Below are 19157 nucleotides of genomic sequence, written 5' to 3' on the forward strand. Positions count from 1 at the left end.
AACTGTTCCTAGACCAGGCCCAGCTTTGCCACGACGGCGACCGGATCGACCGGAACCGGGATCACAGCGGGCATGCCCTTGAGTGCGGTGTCAGGATCCTTGAGACCGTTGCCGGTGACGGTGCACACGACGGTCGAGCCCTTGGCGACCCAGCCGTCTTCGATCGACTTGATCAGGCCGGCGATGCTGGCCGCCGAGGCGGGCTCGACGAACACGCCTTCGGTGCGGGCCACCAGGTGGTAGGCGGCCAGGATCTCTTCGTCGGTGGCGGCCAGGAAGCGTCCGTCGGACTGCTGCTGAGCTTCGACCGCCGAGCTCCACGAGGCGGGTGAGCCGATGCGGATCGCGGTCGCGATGGTCTCGGGGTCGTTGACGGGTTCGCCGAGGACGAGCGGGGCCGCGCCGGCGGCCTGGGTGCCGAGCATGCGCGGCAGCCGCGTAGCGATGCCGTCGCGCTGGTACTCGGTGTAGCCCTTCCAGTACGCGGTGATGTTGCCGGCGTTGCCGACGGGCAGCGCGTGGACGTCGGGCGCGTCACCGAGCGCGTCGACGATTTCGAACGCGGCGGTCTTCTGGCCCTCGATGCGGAACGGGTTGACCGAGTTGACCAGCGACACGGTCGGGAAGTCGGCGGTCAGCTTGCGCGCCAGTTCCAGGCAGTCGTCGAAGTTGCCGTCGATCTGAATGATCTTGGCGCCGTGCATGACCGCCTGGGCGAGCTTGCCCATCGCGATCTTGCCCTGCGGCACCAGCACCGCGCAGGTGATTCCGGCGCGCGCCGCGTAGGCGGCCGCCGACGCGGACGTGTTGCCGGTCGACGCGCACAACACGGCCTGCTGGCCGCGGGCCACCGCTTCGGTGACGGCCATCGTCATCCCGCGGTCCTTGAACGATCCGGTCGGGTTGAGCCCTTCGACCTTCAAATGCACTGTGCAGCCGGTGTATTCGGACAACCGGGGCGCCGGGAGCAGCGGGGTGCCGCCCTCGCGCAGGGTGATCGGGGTCCAGCTGTCCTCGATGGGCAGGCGGTCGCGGTAGGCCTCGATCAGGCCCGGCCAGGGCTGGTGCACGGCTGTGGTACTCATTCGGTGGTTCCCTCCATCCGAAGGACGCTGTTGATACTCTGCACGACCTCCAGATCAGCAAGGGCGGCAACGGTTTTCGATAGTGCGGCGTCGGTGGCGCGGTGGGTCACGACGACGATGCGGGCGCCGCAGCGCTGTCCGCCCTCGTCGACCATGCCCTCCTGCCGGACCTCGGCGATGCTGACTTCGCGGGTGGCGAACTCGGCGGCGACGGCCGACAGCACGCCGGGCCGGTCGGCGACGTTCATGTTGACGTAGTAGCGGGTGGCGATGTCACCGATCGGCGCGATCGGCAGCTTGGCGTACCGGGATTCGCGCGGCCCACGGCCACCCTGCACCCGGTTGCGCGCGGCCATCACCAGGTCGCCCAGCACCGCGGACGCCGTCGGCGCGCCGCCGGCGCCCTGGCCGTAGAACATCAGCCGACCGGCGGCCTCGGCCTCCACGACCACGGCGTTGAACGCACCATTGACCGAGGCCAGCGGATGGTCCAGCGGCACCAGCGCCGGGTACACGCGGGCCGAGACCCGCTCCTGCCCGTCGTCGCCGGCGAGCCTTTCGCAGGTGGCCAGCAGCTTGATCGTGCAGCCGAGCGCGCGCGCCGACGCGAAGTCGGCTGCGGTGACCTTGGTGATGCCCTCGCAGTGGACGTCGTCGGCGGTCACCCGGGTGTGGAACGCGATGGACGCGAGGATCGCGGCCTTGGCGGCGGCGTCGTGGCCCTCGACGTCGGCCGTGGGGTCGGCCTCGGCGTATCCGAGCGCACCGGCGTCGGCCAGCGCGGTGGCGTAGTCGGCTCCGGTGCTGTCCATCTCGGAGAGGATGTAGTTGGTGGTGCCGTTGACGATGCCGGCGACCCGCAGCACGGTGTCACCGGCCAGCGACTGCGTCAGCGGGCGGATCACCGGGATGGCTCCGGCGACGGCGGCCTCGAAATAGAGGTCGACGTGGGCGTTTTCGGCGGCCTGGGCGAGCTCGCCGGCGGAGACGGCCATCAGCGCCTTGTTGGCGGTGATGACCGACTTGCCTTGTTCGAGCGCGCCGAGGATGGCCTTGCGCGCAGGTTCGACCGGACCCATGAGCTCGACGACGATGTCGACGTCGTCGCGCTTGACCAGCGCTTCGATGTCGTCGGTCAGCAGGTCGGGTGAGACGCCGCGGTCGGCGTCGACTCGGCGCACGCCGATGCCGCGCACCGCCAGCGGCGCTCCGATCCGCGCGGCGAGGTCTGTCGCGCTCTCCTCGATGATGCGGACCACCTGGCTGCCCACGTTGCCCAGCCCCAGGACGGCCACGCCGATCTCGCTGACGGCCTCAGTCACCGGTTCACCTCACTTCCAGACTCAGGAGATCATCGACCGTCTCGCGGCGCAGGATCAGGCGGGCTCGCCCGTCGCGCACGGCCACGACAGCCGGTCGGCCGATCAGGTTGTATCGGCTCGACATCGAATAGCAGTATGCGCCCGTCGCCGCGACTCCGGCCAAGTCACCCGGTGCGACGTCGTCGGGCATCCACGCGTCGCGGACCACGATGTCACCGCTTTCGCAGTGCTTGCCGACCACCCGCGACAACGCCGGTGCCCCGTCGCTGGTCCGGGACAGCAGCCGGACGTCGTACTCGGCGCCGTACAGCGAGGTGCGGATGTTGTCGCTCATCCCGCCGTCGACGCTGACGTAGCGGCGGTACCGGTCGGCGGCCACGGCGACGTCTTTGACGGTCCCGACTTCGTAGAGGGTGATGGTGCCCGGGCCGGCGATGGCGCGTCCGGGTTCGACCACCAGCTTGGGAGCCGGCAGCCCGACCGCGGCCGACTCGTTGCGCACGATGGTCAGCAGCTTGTCGGCCAGTTCGTCCATCGGGGGCGGGTTGTCCTGCGGCAGATACGAGATGCCCAGGCCGCCGCCGAGGTCCACGATCGACATCTGGGCGGTCTTCTCGACGCCGAACTCGGCGACCACGTCGCGCAGCAGTCCGATGACGCGGCGCGCGGCGATCTCGAAGCCGGCGACGTCGAAGATCTGGGAGCCGATGTGGCTGTGCAGACCGACCAGCCGCAGGTGGTCGGTCGCGAAGACCTTGCGCACGGCGTCCATCGCCGCGCCGCTGGCCAGTGACAGCCCGAACTTCTGGTCTTCGTGTGCGGTGGAGATGAACTCGTGGGTGTGTGCCTCGACGCCGACGGTCACGCGCACCAGCACGTCTTGCACGACGCCGGCCTCACCGGCGATCCGGTCGAGGCGCTCGATTTCGATCTCGGAGTCGAGCACCACGTGGCCCACACCGGCTTTGACGGCTGTGGTGAGTTCGGCGATCGATTTGTTGTTGCCGTGCACGGTGATTCGTTCGGCGGGGAACCCGGCGTGCAGTGCGACGGCCAGTTCGCCGCCGGTCGCGACGTCCAGGCACAGGCCTTCTTCGTTGACCCAGCGCGCGATCTCGGTGCACAGGAACGCCTTGGCCGCGTAGTGGACGTGCTCTCCCCCGCCGAACGCGGCGGAGATCTCGCGGCAGCGTGACCGGAAGTCGTCCTCGTCGATGACGAAGACGGGCGTGCCGAACTCGGCGGCGATGTCGGTGACCGCGACGCCGGCGATGCGCACGACACCGTCGTCGCCGCGAACGGCGTTGCGCGGCCACACGTTCGGCGCCAGGGTCAGCACCTCGGTGATGTCGCGGGGTCGGTCGGGGGTGTCGGCGTGGTGGCCTTCTTCGGCGTGCCGTTGACCGGCGGGATGGGCGATCACATGCGCTCCGGGGCGCTGACGCCGAGGATGCTCAGACCGTTGGCGATAACCTGGCGGGTGGCCGCGCACAGCGCGAGCCGCGCTCCGTGCAAGTCTCCGGCTTGTTCGTCGCCCTGGGGCAGGACGCGGCAGGAGTCGTAGAAGCGGTGGTAGTCGCCGGCCAGGTCTTCGAGGTAGCGCGACACCCGATGCGGTTCACGAAGGGCCGCAGCGGTTTTCAGCACCCGCGGGAACTCGCCGATGTTGCGGATCAGCGTGCCCTCTTTGTCGTGGGTGAGCAGGTCCAGGTGCGCGGTGTCGGGTGTGACGCCGAGGTCGGCGGCGTTGCGCGCCAGCGCCGACAACCGGGCGTGCGCGTATTGCACGTAGTAGACCGGGTTCTCGTTGGACGCCGAGGACCACAATCCGAGGTCGATGTCGATGGGGGTGTCGACCGAGCTGCGGATCAGTGAGTAACGCGAGGCGTCGACGCCGATGGCCTCGACGAGATCGTCGAGCGTGATCACGGTGCCGGCGCGCTTGCTCATCCGGACCGGCTGGCCGTCGCGGACCAGGTTGACCATCTGGCCGATGAGCACCTCGACGGTGTCGGGGTTGTCGCCGAGCGCGGCCGCGGCCGCCTTGAGCCGCGCGACGTATCCGTGGTGGTCTGCGCCGAGCATGTAGATGCACAGGTCGAAGCCGCGCTTGCGCTTGTCGAGGAAGTACGCGAGGTCACCGGCGATGTAGGCGGGTTGGCCATCGCTCTTGATGACGACGCGGTCCTTGTCGTCGCCGTGGTCGGTGGTGCGCAGCCAGGTGGCGCCGTCTTTTTCGTAGATGGCGCCGTTCTCGCGCAGCTGGGTGATGGCCTGGTCGACGCGCCCGGAGGTGTGCATCGAGTCTTCGTGGGTGTAGACGTCGAAGTCGGTGCCGAATTCGTGCAGCGATTCCTTGATGTGGTCGAACATCAGGTTCACGCCGATCGCGCGGAACGTCTCGCGCATCTCGTCCTCGGGCAGCTCGAGCGCGCCGGGCTCTTTGGCCAGCACCTGGGCGGCGATGTCGCCGATGTAGGTGCCCGCGTAGCCGTCCTCGGGGGTCGGCTCGCCCTTGGCGGCGGCGATCAGCGAGTTGGTGAAGCGGTCGATCTGCGCGCCGTGGTCGTTGAAGTAGTACTCGCGGGTGACCTCGGCGCCCTGGGTGGTGAGCAGCCGGCCCAACGCGTCGCCGACGGCGGCCCAGCGGGTGCCGCCGATGTGGATAGGGCCGGTGGGGTTGGCCGAGACGAACTCGAGGTTGACCTTGGTGCCGCCCAGCTCGCTCGAGTGGCCGTAGTCGGCGCCGGCGCTCAGCACGTTGGTGACGATGACGTTCTGCGCGGACGCCTCGATGCGCAGGTTCACGAACCCGGGCCCGGCGACGTCGGCGGCGGCGATGCCGTCCCGCTCGGCCAGCGCGGTGGCCAGCCAGCCGGCCAGCTCGCGGGGGTTGGCGCCGACCTTCTTGCCGAGCTGCAACGCCAGGTTGGTGGCGTAATCACCGTGGTCAGGGTTGCGCGGGCGCTCCACCGTGACGATGGCGGGCAGTGCGGCGGTGTCGAGGCCGTGCTCGGCCAGCACCGCGGCAGCGGTGGCCTTGAGCAACTCGGCCAGATCGGCGGGGGTCACGAGGGTTCATCCTATGGTCTGGCCCCTTGTGGCCCCGAATCCGTTTCCACTCGCTGTCATGCGCTACGCTAGGCCACGCCCAATGGCGCAGTGTTCTTGCACGCGCCCCCGTAGCTCAGGGGATAGAGCGTCTGCCTCCGGAGCAGAAGGCCGCAGGTTCGAATCCTGCCGGGGGCACTTAGCTAGAATTGACGCGCCAGCGGTGATGGGCCGCTAAGCCGCTCTCTCCGAAAATTTTCGAACCGTAAACCAACAATCGGCTTCTTTGCTGAAGCTTGGATCCATTAGCTGATGTGGCTGCCCAACCAAGCCGCGGTTCACGCCCGGGACGGGATCTCGTTCTGTCGCGTCGCCGGAGGCATTCGATCGGCGCGCCCTCGGCGACGAGCCAGCTCAGATGATGCTCTACTGCAGTCGAAAGGGCACTCGCCCGCCCCGGAATACCGACCGGAGACGTAGGTTGGTTGTTAAGGTCTGAGCCGAGAGTGCGGCTCGCGCGGTGTATTCATGTGAGGTGGGGATCAAATGTGACGAAGACCGTCATAGCGTTGGACGCAATCACGGTTGTCGTGCGGGGTCAGTTTAATGCTGCCATTTTCTCGCCGGCTTGGTTGCTTCATCAGAATCTCATAGGCACGAATGAATTTGCCGATGCCGAAGTCGAAATCGTAACAAGCGAATTCGCGCTCTTCAGGACTGGATGGTTAAGGTGTCAAGTAACTCCAGACACATTTCAGGTCAGCACCAGTGAGCCTGCAGAATTCGAGCGAGTAAGAGACGTTGCCATCGGGGTGCTAAGTGCACTCCGACATACTCCTGTCGCCGCGCTTGGAATAAACCGAGAAACGCACTTCGCGGCGCGTGATTTAAACCATTATCACGCCGTTGGAGACCAACTTGCCCCGAAGCAGTTCTGGGAAGAACTCGTAAAGCTACCCGTGACGCGCCAGATTGTGCTTTGGTCTCAACGCCCTGACGAGTACGGCGGGCGGGTGCAGATTGATGTCGAGCCCTCGATGCGATTTCAGGGCCATATTTTCGTGTCGCATAACGATCATTTCAACCTTCAAATAGTTGAGCATCAACCAGCAACTCGCGACGAGGCGTGGACTGTAGAAGCCGAACAGTCAAATTTCCTTGAGCCATCTGCCGACAAAATACCGACAGTCAAGGAAATACTTTCCTCTAAGTGGATCTCCAGCATCGAACGCTCCAACGAAGTGACCAAAGCAATAATGAGAATTAAATGACAGTTACTGCCGAGCCTTCGACAAACATGCCGCGAACGAACTCCGACATTTCGCCGTCGGATAAACTAGAAGGACTACTGAATGCATATCGCCACAGTTTCATGCAATTTGAGCATAAAACAGGGATGCTCCAGAACAGCACTTTAGGATTCTCCACAGACACCGGGGAGAAACGGAAGATTGCGGCGTCTCGTTCGAATTCACTCGCTAAGGAACATCATGCAGAAATCCTGCGAACCGTAATCAACCGTTTTCGGGCACAACAGCAGAAATCCTCAGAATCACCGGCAATGCCGGTAGCAGGAATGGAAAAATGGGAGGGCCGGGTTCTCGAAGTTGACGACGAATACTTTACCGCAGAACTCATACCGTTCGGCGACGGTGCAGTAGTAATTGCCGATTTCTCTTGGGACCTTCTCCCCGAAGAGGACCAAGTCGGTCCTGGGGACATCGTGTACGTCACTGTCCGCACAGTCGCAGATATTGGCGGTCCGACCCGTACATCCGCAGTTCGAACTAGACGTATGGGCACATGGACTGAGAGTGAGATAACGGAACAGGCCATGCGCGCGAAGGAACGCTTGTCGGAACTGGCTCCGTATTTTGACTAGCGCGCAAAACACGCCCCCCACTCTAGACGAAGTCGAAGTTTCTATCTTCGGCCCAGGAAAAGGAGAGTCGATCGCCGTTCACACGGGCGAAGGCGATTGGATAATCGTTGACTCATGCATCGATCAACAGACTAAACAAATCCCTGTTCTCGACTACCTAATCGGTATCGGTGTAGACGTATCAACCTCGGTGCGCTTAGTCATTGGGACACATGCCCATGACGACCACATTGCTGGTTTAGCGCAAGTATTCGCCGCCTGCTCGTCCGCAACCTTTGTATGTTCATCCGCGTTAACCCGCGAGGAATTCTTTGCAGAGATCGAAGCCGACGCCGACATCGAAAAGATGTTTCGAAAGTCTATTCGATCAGAGTACCGCAAGATTTTTGAGGTCATTGAAGAACGAGGTCGCCAATCCGGCGGCATCCCTTATCTTAAACGGGGCTATGAGCAGAGGATCCTATGGTCACGCGCTTTGAGCGAAAGTTCAATAGAAGCTGCGGTGACCGCTCTTTCGCCATCAGATGAAGCGGTCAGTAGGTCAATTCGATATTTATCGACCGGACTTGCAAAAGTAGGGGACAGGCGACGTCTTAAACAGCAAGATCCAAACGAACTAGCCGTGGCGATAGCAGTGAACGTAGGAACGACTGCGGTGATTCTTGGTGCAGATCTGCTTAGTGGACCCAATGGGTGCGGCTGGACGGCTGTCCTTGCCACGCACGATCCGCACTCGCTCGCGTCCGTCTTTAAGATTCCACACCATGGCGCGCCCAACGCTCATCACGACGATGTTTGGTCTCAACTCCTGACTTCCGAAGTCATATCGCTGATTGCGCCGTACCGAGCTGGTCGGCAGCAAAGGCCGTCCACGACGGATATCGCCCGAATCAAATCGATGTCAAAGGAAGTCTATTGCTCTGCGAAGCCTCAAATCGCGCTTAATAAATCAGCGAAGCGCGCCCGAACCTCCCTGCAAGGCCTCGGACAGAACGTCCGGACCTGGGGTATATCGGGGCAGGTCAGAGCCAGGAAGTCGGTGAACGCCGACCGGTGGGACGTCGAGACTTTCGCGCCGGCACTCCGGCTCTAGCTGTACTCGGCAGCCAGGTTTGGTGACAGTCGACTGATCGGGGGTCGGCCTCCGGGGGCTGAGTGGCGTCGTCGATTGTTGTAGTCGTCCCGCCAGGGGGCACGGGCGGCGCATCGAGCGCCGCTGCTGGTGAACACCTGCTGGTAGGCCCATTCGGTTTGCATTGTGCGGTTGAAGCGTTCGACTTTGCCGTTTTGCCACGGACAGTGCGGCTTGATGAACACGTGTTTGCCCTTGAGTGCGGTGATGACGCCGCGACGTCGTTAGAGCGTCGGTAGCTGAAGTGGTTGTCGTTCCTTCGTACAGCGCGCTTCGTCACATCCAACCATCCGGGTGTGGGTGCATGACAGCGCGCGCCGAGATGCACTCGTCGCCCTTTGCCCCGCTCAATCCCGCCCAAGCGCGATCTCGTCGAGAAACGCGAACCTCTCCCAGACCTCGTCGGCCCGGATGCCGAACTCTTCAGCCGTGTAGCGATGGCCGCCTGCGTCCCGGGGATGCGCCCGGTGGTAGTCGTCGATGAACCCGTCGAGGTCGTCGGGGGGTGACATGCCGGCGGCTGCATAGACCCTCCCAACCACGCGCGCCGGATTGTCGACCAGATCGCGGTAGTCGATGTCGAGGAACGTCGCGGCATCGGCCGGAGTCTCGCGGCGCACCTCGACCGCGCGCCGGAACCACAGCTCGCTCTGGTCCAGCTGCTGGCGTCCGACCTCGATGGGGTCGACCTCGTCGCTGTAGGTGGCGCGGTAGACGGCGAACAGGCTGGCGCCCGAGGTCAGGGTCGACACGATGTCGCGATGGATCTGCACCACGGTCAGGCCAGGGAACGTCTCGATCAGGTGGTCCAGTTCGGCTGTGTGGGCGGGCGCTTTCAGCACGAAACGTCGCGGATCCCCGCAGGCAAGCAGCTGTAGCCCGTCGCGGTAGCGCGAGTAGGTTCCGCTGAAGTCCTGTCCGGCAAGCCATTCGGCGTACGACGGCAGCCGCATCATCGACGTGAATCCCCAGTTGCGCAGGTCGGTGCCCATCCCGAGCACGCATTCCTCCGGCAGCGCCGGACCCGACGGGTGCACCACCGCCATATCCGGGTTCAGCGTGTGCAGGAGCGAACTGGTGGTCGCGCTGATTTCCGAGGCCTGCGGATGGTCAGGCGAAGCGAATCGCCACGGGGCCACCAGTTCGGCGGGCAGTGGTGCGTGCAATCGAGGGTCACTGCCCAGAAGTCGGAAGAGGAACGTCGTACCGGTGCGCCAGCCGCCAATGATCACGATCGGCGGAGCCATCTCGACGGCACAGACCTCCGGATGCTCTCTGCGGTAGCGGGCAATTCGCGCGCCGGCGGTCAGCCGCCCGGTGGCGGACTGCAGCGCCATTCTGATCCCGACCGCGTTGAGCCGACCGTCCTGTTCGGCGGAGCCGAGGAACGCCTCGAGTCCCGAGCGCCAGCCGGCGGCGAAGTCGTCCGGCGAGAACTCGCCGCGTCGCGTGGCCCGGTCGACGACCCGGTCGACGTCGAACTGATAGCGCTGCGGGTTCTCCGCGCGGTCCTTCTCAGCCTCGGCGTAGATCTGCCGTGCCGTCGAGCTGCGCTGCGGCATCTGCCCCCTCATCGGAGCTCACCGAGCGAAACGCGTCGCGCCACGGGCAGTTCCGGCGGTGTGGCGGCATGCAGGAACCGCATCACGAACACCCCGAAGTGTCGGCCCTCGGTGTCCAGCCAGTCGTACCCCGCAATACCGGGATCGCGGGCCGCGAGCGAGAACCGGTAGCCACCGTCGGACAGGGTGACCGACGCACCTGTGCGCGACACCGTCCTGTATCGATAATCCAGCGAGTTGAGAAAGCGGTTGTACAGCACGATATTCCAGTGCCGGCACGCCGGCGGCAGGCCTTCGAGGATCAGAGCTTCGTCATCGCCGAGCTCCCATGCGCCCCGGACGTAGTGGATTCCGGGCTCGGTGAACGCAGCTCCCCCGGCCATCGCCGACCAGTGCCGCACCGCGTTGGGCGCTGCGACATCGTCGGCGACGGCGAATTGGAGAACTTTCGGCAGCTGAGCGAAGGTGCGGCCCAGCCGCGACAGCGCCTTGTCGAGATTGCGAGGCCCCGGCACATCAGAATCGGCGTCAAGCGAATCGATCCGGCACCAACCTGGCTCGGCCGGATCCGTGCCCTGATGGACGTAACGCACCCACACCGACGTCGACCCCGCAGGCAGTTTCAGTCCGAGACCGTCAAAGTCGTTCGCGGACAGCGTTATCGAGAAGTTCCCCGCCGCATCGGCGCCCAGGCCGTCTCTGTCCAGGCGCGCCACGGCCGCGGCGTCGGCGACGCTGGTTCCGCTGTACACCGTGACGGACTGGTACACCGACTCGCCGACGTTGCCGACGATCCGGTAGCTGCGGTCGTCGCGGATGTCGGTGATCCAGTACCGGTAGTCGGGGTTGTCCATGAAGAACTTCTGCCGCCAACCATTGAACGACACCAGTTCGGGGCGGTCCCGGTTGGTCTCCAGCCGGCCCAGAAGGTTGTTCAGCGCGCACACCAATGCGCGCTGCCCATCGGCACGATCGGTGGCATCGAGGTCCGCGGTCGCCTCGGCCATGCCCTCGCCGGCCGCACGCACGCCGTCGGCGAACGCCTGCCAGCTGTCGTCACTCATCGGTCACCGCGCGCTGACATAGTCATCGCAGCGGAGTCTAGCCAGGGATGCCCACGACCGGAAGGTCGTTGGCTCAGTAGCCCATCCGCTGACCGATGGCCTTGGCCGCCTCGACGATCAGGAAGATCACCAGCGAGAAACCCAGTGCGACGGCCCAACCCAACAGCGTGATCGGCGCGGAGTGGAACCACGCGTTCATGAACGGCGTGTAGATGAACACCAGTTGGAGCGCCACCAGCGCGGCCGCCATCCGCCACACCCATGGGTTGCCGCGCAGCGCCGCCGGCCGCAGGCTCGAGGTCGACACGAACCGGCAGTTGAACAGATAGGCCAGTTGTCCCATCGCCAGCATGTTCACCGCGGCGGTCTGCGCTTCGTCCAGCGGGTAGCCGTTGGCGCGGCCGATGAAGAAGACCGCCAGCGCCGCGCCGGCCACCAGCACCGACACCAACGCGATCATCGACACGTCCGCCAGCCGCACCACGGGTTGGTTCGCCGGACGCGGGGGCCTGGACATCAGCCCGTCCTCGGCCTTCTCGAACACCAACGCCAGCGCCAGCGTGACGCCGGTGACCAGATTGACCCACAGGATCTGCACGGGCTGTAGCGGCAGCGCGAAGCCGAACAGGATGGCCACGAGGATCACCAGCGATTGAGAACCATTGCTGGGCAACAAGAAAAGCACCGACTTGCGGATGTTGTCGTAGATCCGCCGCCCCTCTTCGACCGCCCGCTCGATGGTCGCGAAGTTGTCGTCGGCCAGCACGATGCCTGCGGCTTCCTTCGTCGCCTCGGTGCCTTTGATGCCCATCGCGACCCCGATGTCGGCGCGGCTGAGCGCGGGTGCGTCGTTGACGCCGTCCCCGGTCATCGCGACAACCTCGCCCTCGGCCTGCAAAGCGCGGACGATACGCAGCTTGTGTTCCGGGCTGGTCCGCGCGTAGATGTCGACCTCGCCGACGACCTCGCGCAACCGTGGCTGGCTCATGGCCTGCAGGTCGGCGCCGGTGAGCGCGGGCGGCTTCGCGGCGTCGACGACGCCCATCTCCCGTGCGATCGCCGTGGCGGTGCCGACATGATCGCCGGTGATCATCTTCACCCGGATACCGGCCCGGTGGCAGTTCGCGATCGCGTCGACGGCCTCCGGGCGGGGCGGATCGACGATCCCGACCACGCCGATGAATTCCAGTCCGGCACTGACGTCCTCAATGGCGATGTCGTCAGCGCCGCCGGCTGGGCGTCGGGCCGCCGCGAGCACCCGGAGGCCTTGGGCGCTGAGTTCGTCGACCCGCTCGTGCCAGAAGGCGCGGTCCACGGGTTCGGCCACACCGGCGCGCAGCTGGGTGGACGACCTGTCGAGCAGACGGTCCGGAGCGCCTTTGAGGTGCAGCCATCTGGCGCCGTCGGCCGCCTCGTCGAGGGTGACCATGAACTTGTTGGCCGACTCGAACGGAACTTCGGCGAGCCGGCGCATGGGTGTACCGACACCGAGCTTCTGCGCCATCGCGCGCAGCGCACCTTCGGTGGGCTCACCCACGACGCGCCAGTGGCCGTCGGACTCGGTGAGCCGGGCGTCGTTGCACAGCGCCATGGCGACGACCAACGCCCTCAAATCCGGGTGGTCGTCCAACGGCGCTGCAGCACCGTCGATTTCGATGCCACCGTGGGGCGCGTAGCCGGTGCCGGTGACCGCGTAACGGTGCCGCGCGGTCGCGACGGTGCGCACCGTCATCTCGTTCTGGGTCAAGGTTCCGGTCTTGTCCGAGCAGATCACCGTGACCGAACCGAGCGCCTCGACCGCAGGTAGCTTGCGGGTGATCGCGTTACGTCGCGCCATCTGCTGCACCCCGAGCGCCAGTGTCACCGTCACCACCGCCGGAAGCCCTTCCGGAATCGCCGCCACCGCGAATCCGATTGCCGCTGAGATCAGTTCCTCGATGGAGAACTGGTTTCTGATGCGGCCGACCAGCAGCATCACCGCGGCCATGACCAGGATCAGCAGCGACAGTTGTCGACCGAACTGCGTCAGCTTGCGAGTCAGCGGGGTGTCGATGCCCTCGACCTCGGACATCATGGTCTGGATGCGACCGATCTCGGTGGCCGTGCCCGTGGCCGTCACCACCCCGATCCCGGTGCCGGCAGCCACGATGGTGCCCGAGTAGACCATCGACGTGCGGTCGCCGATGCCTGCGTCGAACTGGACGTGGGTGACGTTCTTGGTCGCCGGAACGGACTCCCCCGTCAACGCGGACTCCTCGACCTGAAGGTTGTTCACCTCCAGCAACCGCAGATCGGCCGGTATGCGGTCCCCCGACCCGATGCGCACCACGTCGCCAGGCACCAGCGTCTCGGCGTCGACGTTGATCCACCTGCCGTCGCGCAGCACCCGCGCCGACACCGACAGCATCGCGCGGATGCTGTCGAGCGCCTGCTCGGCCTTACCCTCCTGCAGATAACCGACGACACTGTTGATCACCGCGACCGCGCCGATCACCGCGGCGTCGATCCAATCGCCCAGAATGGCTTTGAGAACTGCGGCACCGACGAGGATGTAGATCAACACGTTGTTGAACTGCACCAGGAAGCGTTTCAGCGGCGACCGGCGCGGCGGCTCCGGTAGGCGGTTCGGACCGGCCTCGGCGAGGCGGTCCGCAGCCTCACCCGAGTCCAAGCCGTCTGCACTGGTACGCAGCGCCGCCAGGATGTCGGCTCTGCTACGGGCGTGCGCCGCACCCGCGAACTCGGTGTCCTCGACGTCGCGCTGGGCTACGGTTTCGCGTCGACCGGTCATGTTCCGATGCTGTCGATCCGGTGACGGCGGCGCAACCGACGGGTGAACACGCACCCCCCACATCACTGCGGGTACTTGGCCACGTACTCCTCGACCGGGATCGGGCGATCGGTGCGGTATCCCACGGGCAGCACGACGTCACCGGCCGCGGTCCGGTAGTACACATCCCACCGGTGGAATCCGTCGAAAACCGCCGGATCGGCCGCGATCAACGCGGCGTACTGGTTGACCGCGCGCACGTATCGACGCGAGTTGTTGTAGCGGAAGATCGCGGCGTCCCGGTCACGGGCGAAGCCGTGGGCGGCCAGGAACCGCCCGGCGGCCAGGATGGCATCGCGCGGGGACCAGATGTCGCCGCGACCGTAGATCGCGAACGTCGACGGCAGGAACTGCATCGGGCCTTGCGCGCCGGCGGTGCTGACACCACGGATCCGGCCGAACGCGGTCTCGACGAAGTTGATCGCCGCCAGATAGTTCCAACCGACGCCGGAGGCGTGCTCGGCCTCCCGGTAGAGCTTGTGCAGTTCGGGCAGCGGTGTCGGCGGGTTGAGGTGCCAGGCGGGCAACGTCGGCGAGCCCCGCCCCGAGCTCATGGCTTCGAGTTGGCGGCGGGCGTCGACGTTGCGGTCGAAAACCTCACGCAGCGACGCGGGGATGCGCGCATGCGCGACCGCATCCCACTCGGGATGACGGGCGAACAGCCGGTACGCCGCCTGCTGCCGGCGCGCCGCGGCGGTCAGCCAGTCCTCGGTCGCCGCAGGGTCGCGCAACACACGCTCGTCGGCGACGAGGTCGTCGACCAGCCGCGCCGGCTCGACGGCCAGCCGCGGCTGCGCCCAGGGCGGCGTCACGTGCGGGGGCGGCGCCGCCGCGGGGGCGGTCTTCGTCGGCGCAGCGGTGTGCGGCGCCAGCTCGCGCGGGGCCTGCTCGGGCTCCACCGCCGAGGTGCAGCCGGCCAGCAGTGTGATCGTCAGTATCAGGGCCGCGGTCAGCGCGCGGGTGCAGCTCAGTTCGATCCCTCCCTTTGTGCCGTCTCGACCAGTGTGACGACATCGTCGCTGTCTGCCCACCTCCGTACAGTGGCCAACAATGCGCGAGTCAGAAAGGAGCTGCTCATGACCCGTCTATTGAGTCGACGTCGCCTCGGCGGCGCGTGTGTTGCCGCAGTCGTTGCGGTCCTCACCGTCACGCTGTCCCCGGCGCAGGCATCGCCGACGGCGCGCATCTCCGCGGGGAGCGAGCACATCTTGGCGACGATGCTCGCGTCGGACGCCAAGGACGCCGAGGCGGTGTCGGCACAGTTCCTCGGCACCCCGTACGCCGCGAACACCCTGGTCGGATCGGCGACCGAGCCCGAACAACTCGTCGTCGAGCTGCAGCGCGTCGACTGCTTCACCTACGCCGATTACGTCGAAGCCCTCAAACGCGGCGACGACCGCGACTCGTTCCTCGAGAACCTGACCGACGTCCGCTACAAGGACGGCGTCGTCGCCTTCGAGAACCGGAGACACTTCTTCACCGACTGGGCCGCGTCCTCTCCGGCTCTGGCCACCGATGTCACCGCCGCGGTCAGTGACGATGCCGTGCGCACGTCGAAGAACCTGAACCAAAAGGACTCCGGCGGCGTGTACCTGCCCGGCCTGCCCGTGGTGGCGCGCGACGTGTCCTACATTCCCAGCGGGCACGTCGACGACGACGTCGTCAGCCAATTGCGGACCGGCGACTACGTGGGCGCCTATGCCGAAGACGGCGGACTGGACGTGACGCATGTCGGCATCTTCATCGACACACCCGCGGGCCCGGTGTTCCGCAACGCGTCGTCACTGGACTCGAGCATGCAGGTCGTCGACACGCCGTTGGCTGACTACGTGGCGACGGTGCCCGGCATCGTGGTCCTGCGTCCCCTCCGCTGACTTGTGACGCCCGCCTGAGTTTGCCACCCAACCAAGTGGTTAGTCTGGCGGGAGGTCCAACGACGGAGCAGGAGGCCGCCATGCAGCTGGCGCTGACACCCGAGGAAGCCGCCTTTCGCGACGAGCTTCGCACCTTCTATCGCACGAAGATTCCCGCGGAGATCCGCGAGCGTGCGCGCCGCGCGACGGAGCTTCACCACGAGGACGTCATCACGTCGCACAAAATCCTCAACGAGCACGGGCTGGCGGTTCCGAACTGGCCGGTGGAGTGGGGCGGCAAGGACTGGACGCAGACCCAGCACCAGATCTGGCGCGACGAGATGCAGCTGGCCAGCGTGCCGGAGCCGCTGACGTTCAACGCGCAGATGGTCGGGCCGGTGATCGCCGAATTCGGATCGCAGGAGCTCAAAGAGCGGTTCCTGCCGCCGACCGCGGCACTCGACATCTGGTGGGCCCAGGGCTTCTCCGAGCCCGAGGCGGGGTCGGATCTGGCGTCACTGCGAACCACGGCGATCCGCGACGGCGACAGCTACGTCGTCAACGGACAGAAGACCTGGACCACGCTCGGCCAGTACGCCGACTGGATTTTCTGCCTGGTCCGCACCGACCCCGACGCACCCAAGAAGCAGGCCGGCATCTCGTTCCTGCTCATCGACATGAAGACCCCGGGCATCACGCTGCGGCCGATCAAGCTGATCGACGGCAGCTACGAGGTCAACGAGGTGTTCTTCGAAGACGTGCGGGTGCCGGCCGATCAGCTGGTCGGCGAGGAGAACCAGGGCTGGAGCTACGCCAAGTTCCTGCTCGGCAACGAGCGCACCGGTATCACCCAGATCGGCCGCACCAAGGTCAAGCTCTCCGACATCAAAGCCCGCGCCAAGAAGAGCGGCCTGCTCGACGACCCGCTGTTCGCGGCCCGGCTCGCCGAACTCGAAAACGACGTCATCGCCCTGGAGCTGACACAGATGCGGGTGGTGTCGGGCTCGTCGGCCGGCAAGCCCAACCCGGCCTCCTCGGTGCTCAAGCTGCGCGCCAGCCAGCTTCAGCAGCTCACCACCGAACTGTCGGTAGAAGTCGCCGGCCTCGATGCGCTGCCTTTCCATGCCGGCGACGACATCGCCTCACCGGAATGGGCGCAATACGCCGCTCCGCAGTATCTGAACTACCGCAAGACGTCCATCTACGGCGGCAGCAACGAGGTGCAACGCACCATCATCGCGTCGACGATTCTCGGATTGTGAGGTAAGACATGGACTTTCAACTCAGCGAAGAGCAGGTCCTGCTCCGCGACACCACGCGCGACGTGTTGGCGCGGACCTACACCATCGAGCGTCGGCTCGAGGTCATCGAGTCCGAAACCGGCTGGAGTCGGGAGGTGTGGAACCAGCTGGCCGAGATCGGCCTGCTGGGGCTCGGTTTCGACGAGGACGCCGGCGGTCAGATCGAGGTGATGGTCGCGATGACCGAGATCGGTCGACGTCTGGCGCCCGAGCCGGTGGTGCACGCCGCATTGGCACCGGGTTCGTTGATCGCCGAGGTCGGCACCGACGAGCAGAAGGCCGTGCTCGACGAGGTCGCCTCCGGTCAACACCTGCTGGCGTTCGCCCATTTCGAGCCGGGCGCCCGCGGCGTCTCGGCTGTTGTCACCACCACCGCTGCGCAGCAAGGTGATTCGTGGACGATCACCGGCACCAAGAACCCGGTATTGGCCGGCGACAGCGCCGACACCCTCGTCGTCAGCGCGGCGCTGCCCGACGGTGGCACGGGCCTGTTCCTGGTCGACGCGGCCGCCACGCGCCGTCAGCCGTACCGCACCTTCGACGGCCAGCGCGGCGCCCAGATCGATTTCGAGGGGACGCCCGCCCAGCCGCTCGGAGCCGCGACCGACGCCTCAGAGGCGATCAACCGCGTGCTGGTCCGTATCTCGTCGGCCTTGTGCGCCGAGGCGCTCGGCGCGATGGAGGAGGCGCTGCGGCTGACCACCGAGTACCTGACGCAGCGCAAGCAGTTCGGCGTGACGCTGAGCAAGTTCCAGACGCTCACCCAACGCGCCGCCGACATGTACGTGTCGCTGGAGTTGGCCCGCAGCATGTCGCTGTACGCGGCCATGTCCATCGCCGACGGCAACCTCGACCCGGTCATCGCGGCACGGTCGAAGCTGCAGATCGGCCGCTCCGGACGGCACATCAGCCAGGAGTCGATCCAGTTGCACGGCGGCATCGGCGTCACGGCCGAGTACCCGGTCAGCCACTACGCGGCGCGGCTCACCGCCATCGAGCACACGCTGGGGTCCTCGCAGGATCAACTGCACACGCTGATCAGTGCGCTCGGTGAGTACGAGGTCATCACCGTCTGACCTGGGAAATTTAATGCTCGCTGTCGGGAATGCGATAGACACAGAAGAAATTGCAACGAGCATCCAGTAGGTGAGGAGGGCACGATGCGAGTGAAGAAGATGGTCGCCGGCGCCATGATCGTCGGCGGCCTGGGCACGGCAGCGACGGCGCTCGGCGCAGGTGGTGCAGCGGCTGATCCGCACTGGTGGCACCCGAAGCCGCCGAGCCCCGGCCACGTGGGCCATGTCGTCGGCATCCCGCCGGGTCACCTCGGGCAGTGGGTCGGTGTCCCGCCGGGGCACTGGGACAAGCCGTTCAAGTGGATCAAGTAGCCGTCGAGACGACCAGAGTCAGTAGGAGTCGTGCAGCCGCATCCACTCGTACGGCGGCTGTTGCGGCCATCCCTGTGGTGAGTCCTCCCAGGTCTCCTGGCGTCCGTACGGCGTCAGGTCCAGTAGGTCGAACACCAGCATGAACGGTTCCTCACCGCGGCCGAACGTCTGCCAGGTGTGGAACACGCGGTCGCCGTCGCGCAGGAACACGCTGATCGAGTGGTGTTCCTCGCCGTCGACGGTGGCACCGAAGTCCTCGTTGAAGGTGCTGCGACCCGAGGACACCCACGGCAGATCCCAGCCCATCCGGTCCTTGAACGCCACGAGCTTGCCGACCGGCGCGCGTGAAACCAGTACGAACGACGTGTCTTTGGCGTGCAGGTGGGACAGCGGACCGATGTGGTCGGCCATCATCGAACAACCCGAACATCCTTCGTCCCAGTCGGGCGCGAACATGAAGTGCTGCACGATCAGCTGGCGGCGACCGTCGAACAGTTCGAGCAGCGACAGTGGCCCGGATTCGGTGTCGAACGCGTAGGGCGTGTCGATCTGCACCATCGGCAGGCGTCGTCGCGCCGCGCTCACGGAATCTTTCAGGCGGGTGAGTTCCTTTTCCCGGACCAGCAGGTCGGCGCGGGCTTTCTCCCACTCGGCGCGGGACACGATCGGAGGCAAGGCGGTTCCCAT

Annotated in this window: 16 protein-coding genes, 1 tRNA gene and 1 pseudogene; 8 read left to right on the forward strand and 10 right to left on the reverse strand. The window is 65.8% G+C overall.

What is annotated here, in order from left to right:
• Positions 1 to 8: 8 nt before the first annotated feature.
• The 4 genes from thrC to argS form a co-directional block, all read right to left on the reverse strand.
• Positions 9 to 1085, reverse strand: coding sequence for a threonine synthase (gene thrC / locus ACQI46_RS20180; RefSeq protein ID WP_427095823.1), 1077 nt, complete (start codon positions 1083 to 1085; stop codon positions 9 to 11).
• A complete protein-coding gene (locus ACQI46_RS20185; protein WP_427095824.1) occupies positions 1082 to 2407 on the reverse strand; it encodes a homoserine dehydrogenase in 1326 nt (441 codons plus the stop codon). Before ACQI46_RS20185 ends, thrC begins: the two co-directional genes overlap by 4 nt.
• A 4-nt stretch (positions 2408 to 2411) precedes the next feature.
• The gene (gene lysA, locus ACQI46_RS20190; RefSeq protein WP_427095983.1) at positions 2412 to 3755 is read right to left on the reverse strand and encodes a diaminopimelate decarboxylase; all 1344 of its coding nucleotides are present in this window, start codon (positions 3753 to 3755) and stop codon (positions 2412 to 2414) included.
• Positions 3756 to 3826: 71 nt separating this feature from the next.
• Positions 3827 to 5479, reverse strand: coding sequence for an arginine--tRNA ligase (argS, locus tag ACQI46_RS20195; RefSeq protein WP_427095825.1), 1653 nt, complete (start codon positions 5477 to 5479; stop codon positions 3827 to 3829).
• Between the two features lie 104 nt (positions 5480 to 5583).
• On the opposite strand from argS, the gene ACQI46_RS20200 reads away from it, so the two are divergent.
• The 4 genes from ACQI46_RS20200 (at position 5584) to ACQI46_RS20215 (ending at position 8433) form a co-directional block, all read left to right on the forward strand.
• Positions 5584 to 5656, forward strand: a tRNA-Arg gene (locus ACQI46_RS20200).
• 350 nt (positions 5657 to 6006) lie between these two features.
• Entirely contained in the window at positions 6007 to 6729 is a 723-nt protein-coding gene (locus tag ACQI46_RS20205) for a hypothetical protein (RefSeq protein WP_427095826.1), read from the forward strand.
• Positions 6726 to 7340 carry a hypothetical protein gene (locus ACQI46_RS20210; RefSeq protein WP_427095827.1) on the forward strand — a complete coding sequence of 205 codons (615 nt, stop codon included), beginning with the start codon at positions 6726 to 6728 and terminating at the stop codon, positions 7338 to 7340. The genes ACQI46_RS20205 and ACQI46_RS20210 overlap by 4 nt, the downstream gene beginning before the upstream one ends.
• Positions 7333 to 8433, forward strand: a complete 1101-nt coding sequence (locus ACQI46_RS20215) for a hypothetical protein (RefSeq protein ID WP_427095828.1) — start codon at positions 7333 to 7335, stop codon at positions 8431 to 8433. Before ACQI46_RS20210 ends, ACQI46_RS20215 begins: the two co-directional genes overlap by 8 nt.
• On the opposite strand, the pseudogene ACQI46_RS20220 reads toward ACQI46_RS20215, so the two are convergent.
• From ACQI46_RS20220 to ACQI46_RS20240, 5 genes and pseudogenes are all read right to left on the reverse strand, one after another.
• Positions 8430 to 8657 (reverse strand): annotated as a pseudogene (locus tag ACQI46_RS20220) (integrase core domain-containing protein); the annotation flags it as partial. The gene ACQI46_RS20215 and the pseudogene ACQI46_RS20220 sit on opposite strands and share 4 nt — an antisense overlap.
• A gap of 162 nt (positions 8658 to 8819) precedes the next feature.
• Positions 8820 to 10046, reverse strand: a complete 1227-nt coding sequence (locus tag ACQI46_RS20225; protein ID WP_427095829.1) for a sulfotransferase family protein — start codon at positions 10044 to 10046, stop codon at positions 8820 to 8822.
• On the reverse strand, positions 10043 to 11098 hold the full coding sequence (locus tag ACQI46_RS20230; protein WP_427095830.1) for a DUF1214 domain-containing protein: 1056 nt from the start codon (positions 11096 to 11098) through the stop codon (positions 10043 to 10045). The genes ACQI46_RS20225 and ACQI46_RS20230 overlap by 4 nt, the downstream gene beginning before the upstream one ends.
• 73 nt (positions 11099 to 11171) lie before the next feature.
• Positions 11172 to 13889: a cation-translocating P-type ATPase gene (locus tag ACQI46_RS20235; RefSeq protein WP_427095831.1), complete on the reverse strand. Its 2718-nt coding sequence runs from the start codon at positions 13887 to 13889 to the stop codon at positions 11172 to 11174.
• Between the two features lie 62 nt (positions 13890 to 13951).
• Positions 13952 to 14899 carry a lytic murein transglycosylase gene (locus tag ACQI46_RS20240; RefSeq protein WP_427095984.1) on the reverse strand — a complete coding sequence of 316 codons (948 nt, stop codon included), beginning with the start codon at positions 14897 to 14899 and terminating at the stop codon, positions 13952 to 13954.
• A 105-nt stretch (positions 14900 to 15004) separates the two neighbouring features.
• On the opposite strand from ACQI46_RS20240, the gene ACQI46_RS20245 reads away from it, so the two are divergent.
• The 4 genes from ACQI46_RS20245 to ACQI46_RS20260 all read left to right on the forward strand — a co-directional run bounded on the left by ACQI46_RS20245 (position 15005) and on the right by ACQI46_RS20260 (position 18470).
• Complete coding sequence (locus ACQI46_RS20245) at positions 15005 to 15802, forward strand: DUF1460 domain-containing protein (protein ID WP_427095832.1); 798 nt, start codon at positions 15005 to 15007, stop codon at positions 15800 to 15802.
• Between the two features lie 80 nt (positions 15803 to 15882).
• Positions 15883 to 17043 (forward strand): acyl-CoA dehydrogenase family protein, encoded by a 1161-nt coding sequence (locus tag ACQI46_RS20250; protein WP_427095833.1) that lies wholly within the window; start codon positions 15883 to 15885, stop codon positions 17041 to 17043.
• An 8-nt stretch (positions 17044 to 17051) separates the two neighbouring features.
• Positions 17052 to 18158: an acyl-CoA dehydrogenase family protein gene (locus ACQI46_RS20255; protein WP_427095834.1), complete on the forward strand. Its 1107-nt coding sequence runs from the start codon at positions 17052 to 17054 to the stop codon at positions 18156 to 18158.
• 84 nt (positions 18159 to 18242) lie between these two features.
• A complete protein-coding gene (locus tag ACQI46_RS20260; RefSeq protein WP_427095835.1) occupies positions 18243 to 18470 on the forward strand; it encodes a hypothetical protein in 228 nt (75 codons plus the stop codon).
• Between the two features lie 18 nt (positions 18471 to 18488).
• On the opposite strand, the gene ACQI46_RS20265 is transcribed toward ACQI46_RS20260, so the two are convergent.
• Complete coding sequence (locus ACQI46_RS20265) at positions 18489 to 19157, reverse strand: DUF899 domain-containing protein (protein ID WP_427095985.1); 669 nt, start codon at positions 19155 to 19157, stop codon at positions 18489 to 18491.

This window comes from Mycobacterium sp. SMC-4 (assembly GCF_050205565.1).
GTDB lineage: Bacteria > Actinomycetota > Actinomycetes > Mycobacteriales > Mycobacteriaceae > Mycobacterium.